We start from the raw sequence: 13164 nt of genomic DNA, 5'->3' as shown, positions 1-13164 counted from the left end.
TTCCATATCTATAACTGGAAGCAAACCTACATAGGTTTGCTTTTTTTATAATCTTATAAAAAAGACAGCAGTACAGGTTTCTTTTCTCCAACTATCGCTCCCGATATTTATCAGCATCGGAAAGCCCTCTTTGTGTTGAACACTATTTTTGCAAAAACACTTCATAAAATTACCAAGGGTCAATCCAAATAAAGCGAACATATTAAAAAGAAGACAAAATGAAATTTAGTGCTTAGTTTTGAACTTACATATATGGGGGTTGAAAATGGATATATTATTAGCTCTCTTGCCAGCAATATTCTGGGGAAGCATCGTTTTATTTAATGTGAAACTCGGGGGTGGGCCCTATAGTCAAACACTGGGTACAACGATTGGCGCCTTGATTTTTTCAATAGGTGTTTATATTTTTGCCGATATTAAGTTGTCATTTCTGGTGTTTGGAGTCGGGGTTGTTTCTGGATTGTTTTGGGCCGTTGGACAAGCTAATCAGCTTAAGAGCATTGATTTAATGGGAGTATCCAAAACGATGCCGATATCTACTGGAATGCAGCTCATTTCAACGACTTTATTCGGGGTCATCGTTTTTAACGAATGGTCTACAATGAAAGCGATCATTTTAGGCGTCTTGGCATTAGTCTTCATTATTATAGGAATCGTCTTGACCTCACTGGAGGATAAAGAATCAAAAGAGGGAAAATCGGGAAACTTGAAGAAAGGAATTGTTATTCTCCTCATCTCGACATTCGGTTATTTGGTTTATGTGGTCGTGGCCCGTCTTTTTGATGTTGATGGATGGTCAGCATTGTTCCCTCAAGCGATAGGGATGGTGATAGGCGGTCTATTATTGACTTTTAAACATAAACCGTTTAACAAATATACGATTCGCAATATCATTCCGGGATTGATATGGGCTGCAGGGAATATGTTTTTATTCATATCCCAGCCCCGTGTGGGAGTGGCCACTAGTTTTTCCCTTTCGCAAATGGGCATTGTCATCTCAACTCTTGGCGGGATCATCATTTTACGTGAAAAGAAAACGAAGCGCCAACTAATTGGAATCATAATCGGAATTATCTTGATCATCATTGCTGGGATTATGCTCGGAATGGCAAAAAGTTAATTGGAGGGTGATTGTATGTATACAGATTTAGAAGGTAAGGTCGTTGTTATAACCGGTTCATCCACTGGTTTAGGAAAAGCGATGGCCATTCGCTTTGCTAAGGAAAAGGCAAAGGTAGTGGTTAATTATCGCACTAAATCAGAGGAAGCGGATAGTGTAATGGAGGAAATCAAAACAAATGGCGGGGAAGCTATTGCAGTAAAAGGCGATGTCACCGTTGAAGAAGATGTGATTAACCTTGTTCAATCAGGGATAAAGAATTTCGGGAAACTCGATATATTCATCAATAATGCAGGAATTGAAAATCCGGTTCCGTCTCACGAGATGCCGTTAAGCGACTGGAATAGGGTAATCAATACCAACTTAACGGGAAATTTCTTAGGCTGCCGTGAAGCCATCAAGTATTTTGTCGAGAACGACATTAAAGGGAATGTTATAAATATGTCCAGTGTACATGAGATGATACCCTGGCCTTTATTCGTTCATTATGCGGCAAGCAAGGGCGGAGTGAAGCTGCTTACGGAAACCCTGGCTCTTGAATATGCACCAAAAGGGATTCGTGTGAACAGCATTGGTCCTGGAGCCATCGCCACGCCAATAAATGCCGACAAGCTTGAAGATCCCGAAAAGAAAAAGGATCTTGAAAGCATGATTCCGATGGGGTATATCGGAAAGCCTGAAGAAATTGCTGCGGTTGCTGCATGGCTGGCATCTTCAGAGTCCAGTTATGTAACGGGCATCACTCTTTTCGCTGACGGCGGAATGACAAAATACCCAGCATTCCAAGCGGGAAGAGGATGAATTTTGTTTAATGATAAAAAAAGAATCCCAGCAGGATCAAACCTGCTGGGATTCTTTTTTTAAAGCATTAACGAGTATGATGATTATACCAGCTAATGAAATTATCGACGACCGTATCGATAAACTGGACAGTCGACTGATGTGTAAGCCTGCCTTCGTTATCGATTTTGTCATGCACTGCACCAACATATACTTCATTCCCGGGAAGGAGTGGGGAGGAGATGCCTATTGCAAATAAGATTTCACGCAAATGCAATTGAGCTTTAACCGTTCCTAATTGCCCCATTGATGCACCCATGATCCATGATGGTTTTCCGATCAAAACTTTATCGACACGTGATAACCAATCGATTGCATTGCCCAATACTCCTGGAATCGTACCGTTGTATTCAGGTGTTACCCACAAGACTGCATCTGCTTTGGCCACTTTACTTTTAAATTCTTTTACAACTAATGGAGGGTCATTTTCAATATCTTGATCATAAAAAGGTAAATCCCGGATGTTCAAGATTTCGAGATCGAACCGATCTTGATATCTAGATTGAATATATTTGGCAAGCTTAAGGTTGTAAGACTCTTTACGGATACTTCCCACTATTGCAACAACTTTCATCTTCAATACCTCCAATGATTTTTATAATGGATAATCATGTAAATTTGTTCCACTTAACCATTATAATTGGAATATAAATGAAAGGGAAAAAGGATGCTTGGGAAAAAGTTGAGTTAGAGCTGAATAAACAAAATTCCTCTCGAACATTCATTCACTTAGGGTTACCCTGCAAAGTCAGACTCGAAAATTAAAATAAATTTGTTTGTGCCTACCCAATCCCATTACTCGACCTCTCCCAACAATATTGCATTTGTTTTTAATTTAATATTATGGCCACTCCTATAGGGATTAAGGCAAAATCCTTTCAGAAAAAATGAAATAAGACGCTTGAAAAAGTAAATAATGAAATTTCATAAAGGGGTAAGTAAAATGAGTTTGTTTGCTTGATAACTATTTCACTAAAATGATAGGAGGGGATGAAGTTGATCTTTCGTACCATTGATACGGACAAAGACAAAGATATTATCGTTAAATTCAGGAAAGATTCCTTTGTTTTAAGTTTTGGATCTGAAGCTGGTTTTGGAGATGAAAATACATATCTGCAACGAATGGGAGAAAGGGTCCGCAAATTTCCGGATGGACAGGTGATCATTGAAAAGAACCAAGTACCGATTGGACAAATGGAACTTCAAATTCGGGAGTATGAAGGAACTGAGATTGGCTATGTAAATTTATTTTATCTTATTCCCGAATACCGCAGTAAAGGCCTTGGCAAGGAATTGGTTCGCTACGCAGAAAACTTTTTCAGGCAATTTAATGTCTCCGAATATCATTTAAGGGTTTCTCCGGATAATGGAAGGGCGATTCGTTTATATACGAATTCAGGCATGATCAAGATAAGGGAAGAAAATGAAATATACACCGTATGGAGAATGAGCAAATCATTATAAAATATAATTTTTAATTATATTAATATAATATAAAACCATCAATTCACTATCCTGTGAAAATATTTTAAGCGATGAAGAATATGGTTGACTTTAAAGAAATTAGAATATATAGTGAAGGACATAATTAAATAAAACGTTAATTCTTATCAAGAGATGTGGAGGGACTTGGCCCTATGATACCTCGGCAGCGGGTTTTTACTTTTGTAAAAATACTGTGCTAATTCCAACGGACGAAAGTTTGAAAGATAAGAAGGAGCTTTACTTAGATAATTAATTTAAGAGTTTACTCTTTTTTATGTCTAAAAGAGGCCTCTTCTGTCTGATGACGGAAGAGGCCTCTTTTGTTTATTCAAAATGTATATGGTTATTTGGAGAATTGGTGCAATTACTCATGAGTTTCGCAGATTTACTCGTGAGTTTCACACAATTACTCGTGAGTTTCGAATATAACCCTATCATTATGAAACTTTGCAAAGCTCTTCTCTCTGGATAATGAATTCGTACAAATAAACAGCATGGGGGGAGATTGGATGATTGAGTTTCAAAATGTTAAAAAGGTTTATCAAACAAAGAAACAGACTGTCGAGGCTTTGAAGGGCATTGATTTGACAGTGGAAAAGGGGGATATATTCGGTGTAGTCGGTTATAGCGGGGCCGGAAAGAGTACGTTGATCAGGCTGGTCAACTTGCTTGAACAACCTTCAGATGGTTCGGTGATTGTTGGGGGCAAGGATTTAACCAAATTAAGCCCTAAGGAATTACGGGCAGAAAAGAAAAAAATCGGGATGATTTTTCAGCATTTTAACTTGCTAAACTCAAAGACCGTTTTTGATAACATTGCCATGCCGCTGGTTTTATCGGGAACTCCGGCTAAGGAAATCAAAAACCGTGTAGGCGAGCTGTTGGAGTTCGTTGGCTTATCGAGCAAGGCAAAGAGTTATCCGGAACAATTATCCGGCGGTCAAAAGCAGCGGATCGGCATTGCGAGAGCTTTGGCTACGAATCCATCGATCTTATTGTGTGATGAAGCTACATCGGCATTGGATCCACAAACAACGAGTGCAGTTCTGCAGCTCTTAAAAAAAATTAATAAAGAATACAATATCACCATTCTGCTAATCACTCATGAGATGTCTGTAATTCGGGAAATTTGCAATAAGGTAGCGGTCATGGAGGGCGGATGTGTCGTTGAACAAGGTTCGGTTTTCGAAGTTTTCGCGAAGCCGCAAACGGATATTGCAAAAAACTTCGTGAGAACGGTCATACATGACGAGATTCCACAAAGTTTTTTAAAAAGCATAGGGGCGCACATTCCGATTATTTGGAAAATTAATTTTATTGGGACTACTTCGGGTACTCCTTTACTGTCTACCATCTCGAAGAAATATGATATTCATTTAAGTGTCTTATCGGCCAATATTTCTGAAATTCAGGAAACGCCTTTTGGGAATTTGATCATCGAAGTGACCGGAAGCAAAAATGAGGTGGATAAGGCTTATCAATATATTAAAGATGAGGGGATTCTCGTCCAGGAGGTGCAGATAAATGGGTAATACGCTTTGGGGAATGGAAATAACGGCAGAGCAGCTGTCGACAGCTTTCGGTGACACACTTTATATGGTAGCCATCTCATTGGTATTTTCCGGATTGATTGGGCTTCCGCTCGGTATCCTGCTTGTCATTACAAGAAAGGGTCACATCCTGGAGAATAAATGGATTTTTAATGTATTGAACCCGATCATCAATATATTGCGGTCGGTTCCTTTCATCATCTTGCTTGTAGCACTTATTCCGTTTACCAGAATGATTGTAGGCAGTGCGATTGGAACGAATGCGGCCATTGTTCCGCTAATCTTTTACGCGGCTCCTTATATTGCCCGGCTTGTGGAAAACTCCCTGTTGGAAGTGGACAAAGGGATCATCGAGGCAGCTCAAGCGATGGGTGCGACGACATGGCAAATCATTTATCGCTTTTTGATTCCCGAGGGACTTAGTTCGTTAATCCTAACATTTACAACAGCGACAATCGGGCTTGTTGGATCTACGGCCATGGCAGGTGCCGTCGGTGCAGGCGGGGTCGGGGATTTAGCCTTGGCTTACGGTTATCAAAGGTTCGATACGATGACGATGATCGTCACAGTAGCGGCGCTCGTGATCATCGTTCAATTATTGCAATCCACTGGGAATTTTGTTTCAAGAAAAATCAGAAGAAGATAAAAATAACAGGAGGTAGGAAAAATGAAAAAAATCTTATTAACGATCATGGTATTGGCATTGGCCATCGTGGCTGCAGCATGCGGGAACGATGAGGGTGCATCAGGCGGTTCTGATGATGTGAAAACAGTGAAAGTCGGTGTCAGCAGCGGAGATACGAGAACATGGGAATACATTGTCGACTTAGCGAAAGAGGAAGGACTTAATATCGAACTAGTCACTTTCAATGATTATATCCAACCGAACCTTGCGTTAAGTGAAGGTGAAATTGATGCCAATTCGTTCCAAACGGTCGCATACTTCGATGAATTCGTTCAAGATCAAAATCTGAAATTGGAGGCCATCGGGTCGACTGTCATTGCACCTATGGGCCTTTATTCGAAAAAACACAAAGATCTTAAAAGTCTTCCAGATGGTGCTACGATAGCCGTACCGAATGAAGCGACAAACTTTGGCCGTGCACTGCTCCTACTTCAGGAAGCTGGATTGATTACATTGAAAGAGGAATTCAATGGATCGGGATCATTGGAAATCATTAAGGAAAATCCGAAAAACTTGAAAATCCAACCTGTTGCTGCCGGTAATACACCGCGTCTATTGGATGATGCCGATGCTTCAGCCATTAATAATAACTTTGCCGTCGAAGCAGGCCTTACTTTGAAAGATTCATTATTCCATGAAAGTAAAACCGCGAAACCATATATTAATATCATTGCGGTTAAAAAGGGAAATGCCGATCGTCCTGAGCTACAAAAATTAGTGGAGCTTTATCAATCGAAAGAAGTGGAAGCGTTCATTGAAAAAACGTTTAAAGGAAACACCATTCCTGCATATGTTTCTGTAGATGAATTAGTGAATTACCAGGATGCTTGGACAAAACCAGCTAATGAAAAGTAATGATTTAGAACAAGTGAAGGAAAGCCGGATGGATTCAAAATGCCTATCCGGCTTTCTAAACCAAAAAAAAGGGGCGATAAGAATATGGCGAGAGAATTAGTGCAGAAGCAGCATCAGCAGATCATTGAAGATCACATCGACTTTCATTCCAAATTATATATCGAAACGAGTCAAGCCATTCATGCTAAACCCGAAATTGGGAATCAAGAATTCTTCGCTTCGGATACATTAACAGGAATTCTTCGAAATGAAGGATTTGAAGTGACCCGCAATATAGCCGGGCATGAAACAGGCTTCATCGCCAAAAAAACCTCTTCAAAGAAAGGTCCCACAATTGCCTTTTTAGCCGAGTATGATGCATTGCCGGGTTTGGGTCATGCTTGCGGCCATAATATCATCGGCACAACGAGTGTTGCAGCGGGCATTTCCTTGGCTCAAGTTCTGGAGGAAACGGGCGGTGAGGTGATTGTTTTCGGAACACCGGCAGAAGAGGGCGGGCCGAATGGAAGCGCAAAAGGCAGCTTTGTGAAGCACGGTCTATTTGATGGGGTGGATGCGGCCATCCTTATCCATCCTGCCGGGAAAACGGGTGTCACAAGTCCGTTTTTGGCTGTCGACCCCCTTGATTTTCATTTTTACGGAAAGTCAGCACATGCAGCCGCTGCACCTGAAGAAGGCGTGAATGCACTTGACGGGGTGATTCAGCTGTTCAATGGAATTAATGCTTTGCGTCAGCAGCTCCCGCCTGAGGTCAAGATCCATGGAATCATTACCAATGGCGGGGACGCGCCTAACATCATTCCTGAATATGCTTCTGCCAGGTTTTACATTAGAGCAACAACATGGAAACTTTGCCAAGAAGTATCCAATAAAATACGTGCTGTTGCTGAAGGTGCAGCACTTGCAACAGGAAGTACGGTAAAAGTTGAACGTTTCCAAAATGAAGTACTTGATTTTGTCATTAATCCAGTTCTGGATGAACTGTTAAAAGAAGAGCTCTCTCAATTAGGGGAAGTTGTGGCCCCTCGAAAAGAGAGTGGCTTTGGCTCGACTGATGCAGGTAATGTAAGCCATGTAGTGCCGACAGCGCATCCTTATATAAAAATTGGACATGATGAGCTGATTGCCCATACGAATGAATTCCGCGACTGTGCCAAATCTCCTGCTGGAGACAAAGCCATCCTGACCGGAGCAAAAGCTCTTGCACTTACAGGTTATAAATTGATTTCGGATAAAGACCTGTTGGATAAAGTGAAAGCGGCATTTCATGAAGCGAAGAAAAAATAAATAAGATGCAGGAAAAAAATGTTGACTGCGGAGCATAGAGTTAGTATTATAACGATACCAAGTAATTAAATAGGAATTATGGGTTAATTGACCGGAAAACCGGAGACTTTCTTTCATGTAAAGAGGTGTCTCCGGTTTTTTTTGTGAATGGGTAAGTCGAATGATTATCAAAAGGAGGATTTATCATGGGGATATTATTACGTAAAGCCATTGAGAAAAAAAGAAACTTCCTGATTAACAAGTTGATTAACAAGGGAGTTTATAAAAAGAATGACATCCATCTATTTGAATTAACCTTAACCGATTTAGAGAATGAATATATTAAAATAAGTAAAATCGAAGAGAAGGAATCCGACGATCATTCCCCCTGTCTAAGTATACATTTCGTATAATATCAGAATAAAAGGAGAGGGTGAAATGAGGAAGGGCGTGGAAGAAAGGCGGAAGGAATTAATTTATAAACTTATGATCCATACTGTAAATAAGACTGTGGAACAGCTTATGAAGTTAACCTTAAAAGAATTGGAAACAGAATATAAAAGGGTTCAAAATGAATGTCATCCCCATAGTGATGCGGGTTCGATACAATGGATCACTACAAAACGGCATTAGGTTGAATGTGTAACCTCAATGTTGCATAAAAAATTTCATCATTTTGCTAACGGCTGCTTGTGCTGATTCTGCATGATATTTTGAATTGTAAGGGTCACTGAATCCATGTTCTCCCTTGAATTTATGAACCTCGACATTCGTTCTTTCTAAAGCTGAAATTAACTCGTCTACATTAAATGATGGCTCTTCTAGTGGGAAAAATAGCAGTACAGGACATTGTGGTGCTAATTCTGCATAATTCCTAATACGTGAACCGTAGTAACCAACTATTCCATCGACACACTCTTCCTCACAGCACAACCAAGCTACAGTTGCCCCTGCACTGAATCCAAGGATGAAAATCTTTTGGTATTCATCTTTTATATTCGATAATATACCCTTTATCTTATGTAAAGCGCCTGTGAAACCTACGTTCTCCATAAAATGTTGATAAGCAACTTCCTCTTGGGAATAATCAAAAGGCGTCTCCCGGTCTAACAAATCCGGACAAATCACATCAAAATCATGATTTGATAATGACTCATAAAAACCCTGTATATGTTGGTTCAGTCCATAAATTTCATGAATGACAATGATGACAGTATCGGACTTTTTCTGTATGTGCATCATTTTTTACCTCCTTATACGAATCCCTTCTATTATAAACTCTATATCCGAAGGGGGATAGCATCGATTTTTTAATAAGCGTCGTAACTTTATTTCAAATCACTTACACTCTCTCCGTCCATGTTAATGGATACTCTAGTGCCTTCAGATTCTGGGTATATTTCAAAAGTGTAAACGAGTTTATCCGAATCAGAGGAATAAGAAAACGTTTCGTAAGGGATTATCTCTTGGATTGTAAAGCTTATTGGGATGCTTTCATTCTCTTTAAGGTTGTTATGTGCACTAGGCATTAATACGAAGATTGCCTTCTCTCCAACCTGGAGTTTAGGAATATTCCATTTTGAACCCGGGGCATACCATTTTGAAATGATTTCATCATCCGTAATCGTATGCCAAACAGTTTCTTGGTTTTCATGAATTAGAATAGAGTTCCTATCATTATTCATTTGACTAACCTCCGTATTTTTCTTGGATTATATAGAAAGTTTAGGAAATATACAAGACCCCACTAAGCTTCTTTAACCACGTGACAATATTGTAAGATGGCAGCTTAAACTGTTAGGAAGAACGATGGCGATTTATTTCCTTTCTCTTTAATATGTAAGAAAAAGAGGAAGGTTGGGTATGAAATGGACTTTTTTGAGTTGAATATCGATGTATTCAGAATGATCAATGACTTAGGGAAACAGTACGATTATTTAAACCCTTCTGCCATTTTCATTGCCGAGTACATGGTATTTTTATTAGCATTGGCAGTCATCTTAATATGGTTCACTCGAAATGAACTGAGTAGGATGATGGTTGTTTGTGGGATGATTACGTTTGTAATAGCTGAAATGATGGGAAAAATGGCAGGGAGATTGCATTATAATAATCAGCCATTTGCCGAATTGGCCAATGTTAATAAGTTAATTGAAAAAGCAGTGGATAATTCATTTCCAAGCGACCATACCATCTTGTTTTTCTCGTTTTGTGTATCTTTTTGGCTTTTCAAAAGAGGATGGTGGCTGTTATGGATCATGCTGGCTTTCCTTGTTGGCATTTCCCGTATTTGGGTAGGTGTCCACTTTCCGGCGGATGTGCTGGCAGGAGCTATACTAAGCACCATTTCAGCCTTGGTGGTTTACCTTGTTGTTCCTAAAATAAGCCTGATTCATAAAGTATTATTGGGGTATGTGCGGTATGAACAAATGGTTCTATCCCCGTTAACTAAATCGAAGGAAAAAAAATCAAAGGATTTGTAAGCGGAACAAAAAACAGGGTTGCTCAGGCAGCCTTTTTTTATAAATACAAAAATACCCATATGATGATACTGATGGTAAAATTAAGTGAAAGCAATCCATCGCAATGGGGGGACTTAATATTGATTGATATCCAAGAAATCAAAGACATTATCAGGCATCGCTATCCATTTCTTTTAGTTGATAGAGTTTTGGAACTGGAAGAAGGAAAGAGGGCGGTGGCCATTAAAAACGTAACGGCAAATGAAGAGTTTTTTACTGGTCACTTTCCCGATTACCCAGTGATGCCAGGTGTGTTGATCGTGGAGGCATTAGCACAGGTAAGTGCTGTTGTCATGCTTACAAAAGAAGAAAATAAAGGGCGGATCGGGCTTTTGGCTGGGATCGATGGATGTCGTTTTAAAAGGCAAGTAAAACCAGGGGACCAATTACGTTTAGAAGTGGAGATTACTCGCTTGAAAGGTCCTATCGGTAAAGGAAAAGCAAGGGCTACTGTCGAGGGGGAAACTGTATGCGAGACAGAGCTCATTTTTGCTTTTGGTGATTGATGGTGATACCGATAAAAAAAGCTTACGGGTATGTGACAAGAATCAATAATGGAGAAACACAGGTATTGGTTTTTCAACATCCCATTAAGGAAGCCGGTATACAGATACCCAAGGGAACAGTGAAGCCTCAAGAAGATGCTTACCAAGCAGTGATTAGGGAAATGAAAGAAAAAACAGGTCTGGAAAATTTTCATGTGGAGAAATTGATTGCAGAAGATTTTTGGGAGAACGTTGATGGTGCCATACATAATAGATATTTTTATCAAATAAGTGTATCGAATGTTCCTGATGAATGGGACCATCAGCCGACGGGTGGAGGAGATGAAGCGGGGCTGACATTTCATTTCTTCTGGATTTCATCCGAACATGAAGTGCAGCTTATCAAAGGGCATGGAGATTATTTAAACCAGATATTTACCTAACCAGCAGTTTATCACAACCGGCCAAGATCATTATTGATCTTGGCCTGCTGTTTTTTAATGATCAGGTTTGTTTCTCGGTAATGAAAGTTTTTACGGTTGGCGGTTCATATGTATTGAATTGATCAAGAAGTCCATTTGGTTCAACATCCACCAGCGCCATGGAACGGAATTTTTCATGCAGGAACTGTTCGTCGGCCATATGATTGAATAAAGAGACCAAAGGATCATAATAGTGATTGATATTCAAGAGTCCGCAAGGTTTTTGATGAAGACCAAGCTGAGCCCAAGTGAAAATCTCAAAGAATTCTTCCAATGTTCCTGGCCCGCCTGGCAAGGCCATGAACCCATCTGCAAGCTCAGCCATTTTTGCTTTTCTTTCATGCATGGATTCCACGACGATCAGCTCGGTTAGGTTCTTATGTGCTATTTCCTTTTTTTCTAGAAAATCTGGCATTACGCCAATTACATTTCCGCCTGCTTCCAAAACGGAATCTGCAACTGCACCCATGATTCCTACACTTGAGCCTCCATAAACAAGGGTAATCTTACGTTTTGCCAGTTCCGCACCCAGTTTTTTAGCACCTTCTACATAGATAGCAGATGCACCTTTGCTTGATCCACAAAATACAGCTAGACTTTTCAAAATATCACATCTCCCATTTAGTAATCTTCCTTTCTTATCATACAAAATTAAAGGGGATTTGTTAAACTTGAATTAAAAAATGAGGGGTGGATGGATATGAACGTCACTGAATTTCAACAATGGGTAAAAGATTATTATGAAGCACGAGGATGGTCAGAATTGGACATTTTCATTCGCATTGGCTTTTTGGCTGAAGAAACTGGCGAGGTTGCACGAGCCATTCGCTCCCTTGAGATTGGCAGGGATAGACCTGATGAAGTTATTGGTTCGTATGGAGAGAACATACAGGAGCTAACCGAAGAATTGGGAGATGTGTTAGGAAACTTGATTGTGATTGCGAACAAGTACAATATCCCCTTGGAAGAAGTGTTCAATGCCCATAAAAAGAAATTATCTGAACGCTATAATCATGCATAAATTCTTTTGATTTAATTGGTGAACATGAAAATCATCCTGGTTTAAACTTGAAGAGCTGTCAATCAGCTCTTTTTCTTATGGGTCAAACGATAGTTGTTTGTTCCATTTAATTCCCTTAAAGGAAATCCTTTCAGCCTTTTATCCCCCGCCATTAACAAAGAATTCACAAAATATGGGTAGTATGCGCGATTGAGATTGGATTTTATTGGGTATAAACTTGGATTAAAGGAATGAACGTTCATTCCGCACCTTGGAAAAAAGGGGGAATCATTATGATCACGGCAGCAAATAAACGAGACAGTATAGTAACCAGCGCTTTAGTGCTTTTCGCAGAACGGGGATATGATGCGACGACAATTCCGATGATTGCTGCATCGGCAGGAGTTGGAGCGGGTACCATTTATCGTTATTTCGAGAATAAGGAAGTGCTGGGCAACAAGATTTTTCAAGAGTACTTGGATATTTTCACTGAAACGGTCAAGGATGGGTTTCCTAATGATGATTCAATTCGCAATCAGTTTCACCATATTTTTAAATCGATGGTTCACTTTACAACCGAGCAGGACCAAGCTCTTTATTTTATTAAAATCCATAGTGGAGCCCATTTTTTAAATGAAGCTAGTCATGCTTGCTTTCAAGGGCTATTGAATTTATTTAAAAATTTCTTTGATTCAGGAAAAGAGAAAAAAGAAATTAAGGAGCTTCCTTCTTCAGCTTTGATTGCCATCATTTACGGAGCATTTCTTGAGCTTGAGCGTCTTGTTCGCATCGGAGAATTAGAACCTGACGCAAAACTTTTGGCAGATGTGGAAGAAAGCTTTTGGGATGCAGTGCGATTGCACGCTTGAGACAC

At 39.8% G+C, this 13164-nt stretch carries 18 protein-coding genes and 1 riboswitch; of the genes, 14 read left to right on the top strand and 4 right to left on the bottom strand.

Annotated elements, in window-relative coordinates; translation table 11 throughout:
• Nucleotides 1-265: 265 nt before the first annotated feature.
• Both ACIQZD_RS06115 and ACIQZD_RS06110 read left to right on the top strand, forming a co-directional pair.
• A complete protein-coding gene (locus ACIQZD_RS06115; protein WP_137020629.1) occupies nucleotides 266-1120 on the top strand; it encodes a RhaT/GlcU family sugar-proton symporter in 855 nt (284 codons plus the stop codon).
• Between the two features lie 15 nt (nucleotides 1121-1135).
• Nucleotides 1136-1921, top strand: a complete 786-nt coding sequence (locus tag ACIQZD_RS06110; RefSeq protein ID WP_402899476.1) for a glucose 1-dehydrogenase — start codon at nucleotides 1136-1138, stop codon at nucleotides 1919-1921.
• A 67-nt stretch (nucleotides 1922-1988) separates the two neighbouring features.
• Here ACIQZD_RS06110 and ACIQZD_RS06105 read toward each other — a convergent pair whose 3' ends face one another.
• Nucleotides 1989-2534 (bottom strand): NADPH-dependent FMN reductase, encoded by a 546-nt coding sequence (locus ACIQZD_RS06105; protein ID WP_402899473.1) that lies wholly within the window; start codon nucleotides 2532-2534, stop codon nucleotides 1989-1991.
• A gap of 422 nt (nucleotides 2535-2956) precedes the next feature.
• Here ACIQZD_RS06105 and ACIQZD_RS06100 point away from each other — a divergent pair, with 422 nt between their 5' ends.
• The 7 genes from ACIQZD_RS06100 to ACIQZD_RS06070 all read left to right on the top strand — a co-directional run bounded on the left by ACIQZD_RS06100 (nucleotide 2957) and on the right by ACIQZD_RS06070 (nucleotide 8434).
• Entirely contained in the window at nucleotides 2957-3424 is a 468-nt protein-coding gene (locus ACIQZD_RS06100; protein WP_402899470.1) for a GNAT family N-acetyltransferase, read from the top strand.
• A 140-nt stretch (nucleotides 3425-3564) separates the two neighbouring features.
• Nucleotides 3565-3676: riboswitch (SAM riboswitch) on the top strand.
• 278 nt (nucleotides 3677-3954) lie between these two features.
• Nucleotides 3955-4977: a methionine ABC transporter ATP-binding protein gene (locus tag ACIQZD_RS06095; RefSeq protein WP_402899467.1), complete on the top strand. Its 1023-nt coding sequence runs from the start codon at nucleotides 3955-3957 to the stop codon at nucleotides 4975-4977.
• Nucleotides 4978-4990: 13 nt separating this feature from the next.
• Nucleotides 4991-5641 carry a methionine ABC transporter permease gene (locus ACIQZD_RS06090; RefSeq protein ID WP_214751530.1) on the top strand — a complete coding sequence of 217 codons (651 nt, stop codon included), beginning with the start codon at nucleotides 4991-4993 and terminating at the stop codon, nucleotides 5639-5641.
• 21 nt (nucleotides 5642-5662) lie between these two features.
• Nucleotides 5663-6535, top strand: coding sequence for a MetQ/NlpA family ABC transporter substrate-binding protein (locus tag ACIQZD_RS06085; protein ID WP_402899464.1), 873 nt, complete (start codon nucleotides 5663-5665; stop codon nucleotides 6533-6535).
• 84 nt (nucleotides 6536-6619) lie between these two features.
• On the top strand, nucleotides 6620-7822 hold the full coding sequence (locus ACIQZD_RS06080) for a M20 family metallopeptidase (protein ID WP_402899461.1): 1203 nt from the start codon (nucleotides 6620-6622) through the stop codon (nucleotides 7820-7822).
• Between the two features lie 185 nt (nucleotides 7823-8007).
• On the top strand, nucleotides 8008-8214 hold the full coding sequence (locus ACIQZD_RS06075; protein WP_402899458.1) for a Fur-regulated basic protein FbpA: 207 nt from the start codon (nucleotides 8008-8010) through the stop codon (nucleotides 8212-8214).
• 25 nt (nucleotides 8215-8239) lie between these two features.
• A complete protein-coding gene (locus ACIQZD_RS06070) occupies nucleotides 8240-8434 on the top strand; it encodes a Fur-regulated basic protein FbpA (RefSeq protein ID WP_402899455.1) in 195 nt (64 codons plus the stop codon).
• A gap of 15 nt (nucleotides 8435-8449) precedes the next feature.
• Here ACIQZD_RS06070 and ACIQZD_RS06065 read toward each other — a convergent pair whose 3' ends face one another.
• Nucleotides 8450-9043 (bottom strand): dienelactone hydrolase family protein, encoded by a 594-nt coding sequence (locus ACIQZD_RS06065; protein ID WP_402899452.1) that lies wholly within the window; start codon nucleotides 9041-9043, stop codon nucleotides 8450-8452.
• A gap of 86 nt (nucleotides 9044-9129) precedes the next feature.
• Nucleotides 9130-9486 (bottom strand): SRPBCC family protein, encoded by a 357-nt coding sequence (locus ACIQZD_RS06060; RefSeq protein ID WP_402899449.1) that lies wholly within the window; start codon nucleotides 9484-9486, stop codon nucleotides 9130-9132.
• Nucleotides 9487-9669: 183 nt separating this feature from the next.
• Between ACIQZD_RS06060 and ACIQZD_RS06055 the strand changes: the two genes are divergently transcribed.
• The 3 genes from ACIQZD_RS06055 to ACIQZD_RS06045 all read left to right on the top strand — a co-directional run bounded on the left by ACIQZD_RS06055 (nucleotide 9670) and on the right by ACIQZD_RS06045 (nucleotide 11251).
• Nucleotides 9670-10284, top strand: a complete 615-nt coding sequence (locus ACIQZD_RS06055; protein ID WP_402899446.1) for an undecaprenyl-diphosphatase — start codon at nucleotides 9670-9672, stop codon at nucleotides 10282-10284.
• A 119-nt stretch (nucleotides 10285-10403) separates the two neighbouring features.
• A complete protein-coding gene (gene fabZ, locus ACIQZD_RS06050) occupies nucleotides 10404-10829 on the top strand; it encodes a 3-hydroxyacyl-ACP dehydratase FabZ (RefSeq protein WP_402899443.1) in 426 nt (141 codons plus the stop codon).
• A gap of 2 nt (nucleotides 10830-10831) precedes the next feature.
• Complete coding sequence (locus ACIQZD_RS06045) at nucleotides 10832-11251, top strand: NUDIX hydrolase (RefSeq protein ID WP_402899440.1); 420 nt, start codon at nucleotides 10832-10834, stop codon at nucleotides 11249-11251.
• 61 nt (nucleotides 11252-11312) lie between these two features.
• Here the strand turns inward: ACIQZD_RS06045 and ACIQZD_RS06040 are convergent, their stop codons facing one another.
• Complete coding sequence (locus tag ACIQZD_RS06040) at nucleotides 11313-11894, bottom strand: LOG family protein (protein ID WP_402899437.1); 582 nt, start codon at nucleotides 11892-11894, stop codon at nucleotides 11313-11315.
• A 96-nt stretch (nucleotides 11895-11990) separates the two neighbouring features.
• Here ACIQZD_RS06040 and ACIQZD_RS06035 point away from each other — a divergent pair, with 96 nt between their 5' ends.
• Both ACIQZD_RS06035 and ACIQZD_RS06030 read left to right on the top strand, forming a co-directional pair.
• Nucleotides 11991-12311, top strand: coding sequence for a MazG nucleotide pyrophosphohydrolase domain-containing protein (locus ACIQZD_RS06035; RefSeq protein ID WP_402899434.1), 321 nt, complete (start codon nucleotides 11991-11993; stop codon nucleotides 12309-12311).
• A gap of 272 nt (nucleotides 12312-12583) precedes the next feature.
• Complete coding sequence (locus ACIQZD_RS06030; RefSeq protein WP_402899431.1) at nucleotides 12584-13159, top strand: TetR/AcrR family transcriptional regulator; 576 nt, start codon at nucleotides 12584-12586, stop codon at nucleotides 13157-13159.
• The last annotated feature ends 5 nt before the right edge of the window (nucleotides 13160-13164 follow it).

The sequence above is a fragment of the Peribacillus sp. NPDC096447 genome (genome assembly GCF_044762725.1).
Taxonomy (GTDB): Bacteria; Bacillota; Bacilli; order Bacillales; family DSM-1321; genus Peribacillus.
This window is presented reverse-complemented; position numbering and strand designations above follow the sequence as displayed.

What these genes read in the sequence shown, in the direction of transcription:
- ACIQZD_RS06115 (WP_137020629.1), top strand. Translation starts at nt 266, where the DNA reads ATGGATATATTATTAGCTCTCTTGCCAGCAATATTCTGGGGAAGCATC.
- ACIQZD_RS06110 (WP_402899476.1), top strand. Translation starts at nt 1,136, where the DNA reads ATGTATACAGATTTAGAAGGTAAGGTCGTTGTTATAACCGGTTCATCC.
- ACIQZD_RS06105 (WP_402899473.1), bottom strand. Translation starts at nt 2,534, where the DNA reads ATGAAAGTTGTTGCAATAGTGGGAAGTATCCGTAAAGAGTCTTACAAC.
- ACIQZD_RS06095 (WP_402899467.1), top strand. Translation starts at nt 3,955, where the DNA reads ATGATTGAGTTTCAAAATGTTAAAAAGGTTTATCAAACAAAGAAACAG.
- ACIQZD_RS06090 (WP_214751530.1), top strand. Translation starts at nt 4,991, where the DNA reads ATGGAAATAACGGCAGAGCAGCTGTCGACAGCTTTCGGTGACACACTT.
- ACIQZD_RS06085 (WP_402899464.1), top strand. Translation starts at nt 5,663, where the DNA reads ATGAAAAAAATCTTATTAACGATCATGGTATTGGCATTGGCCATCGTG.
- ACIQZD_RS06080 (WP_402899461.1), top strand. Translation starts at nt 6,620, where the DNA reads ATGGCGAGAGAATTAGTGCAGAAGCAGCATCAGCAGATCATTGAAGAT.
- ACIQZD_RS06075 (WP_402899458.1), top strand. Translation starts at nt 8,008, where the DNA reads ATGGGGATATTATTACGTAAAGCCATTGAGAAAAAAAGAAACTTCCTG.
- ACIQZD_RS06070 (WP_402899455.1), top strand. Translation starts at nt 8,240, where the DNA reads ATGAGGAAGGGCGTGGAAGAAAGGCGGAAGGAATTAATTTATAAACTT.
- ACIQZD_RS06065 (WP_402899452.1), bottom strand. Translation starts at nt 9,043, where the DNA reads ATGATGCACATACAGAAAAAGTCCGATACTGTCATCATTGTCATTCAT.
- ACIQZD_RS06060 (WP_402899449.1), bottom strand. Translation starts at nt 9,486, where the DNA reads ATGAATAATGATAGGAACTCTATTCTAATTCATGAAAACCAAGAAACT.
- ACIQZD_RS06055 (WP_402899446.1), top strand. Translation starts at nt 9,670, where the DNA reads ATGGACTTTTTTGAGTTGAATATCGATGTATTCAGAATGATCAATGAC.
- ACIQZD_RS06035 (WP_402899434.1), top strand. Translation starts at nt 11,991, where the DNA reads ATGAACGTCACTGAATTTCAACAATGGGTAAAAGATTATTATGAAGCA.
- ACIQZD_RS06030 (WP_402899431.1), top strand. Translation starts at nt 12,584, where the DNA reads ATGATCACGGCAGCAAATAAACGAGACAGTATAGTAACCAGCGCTTTA.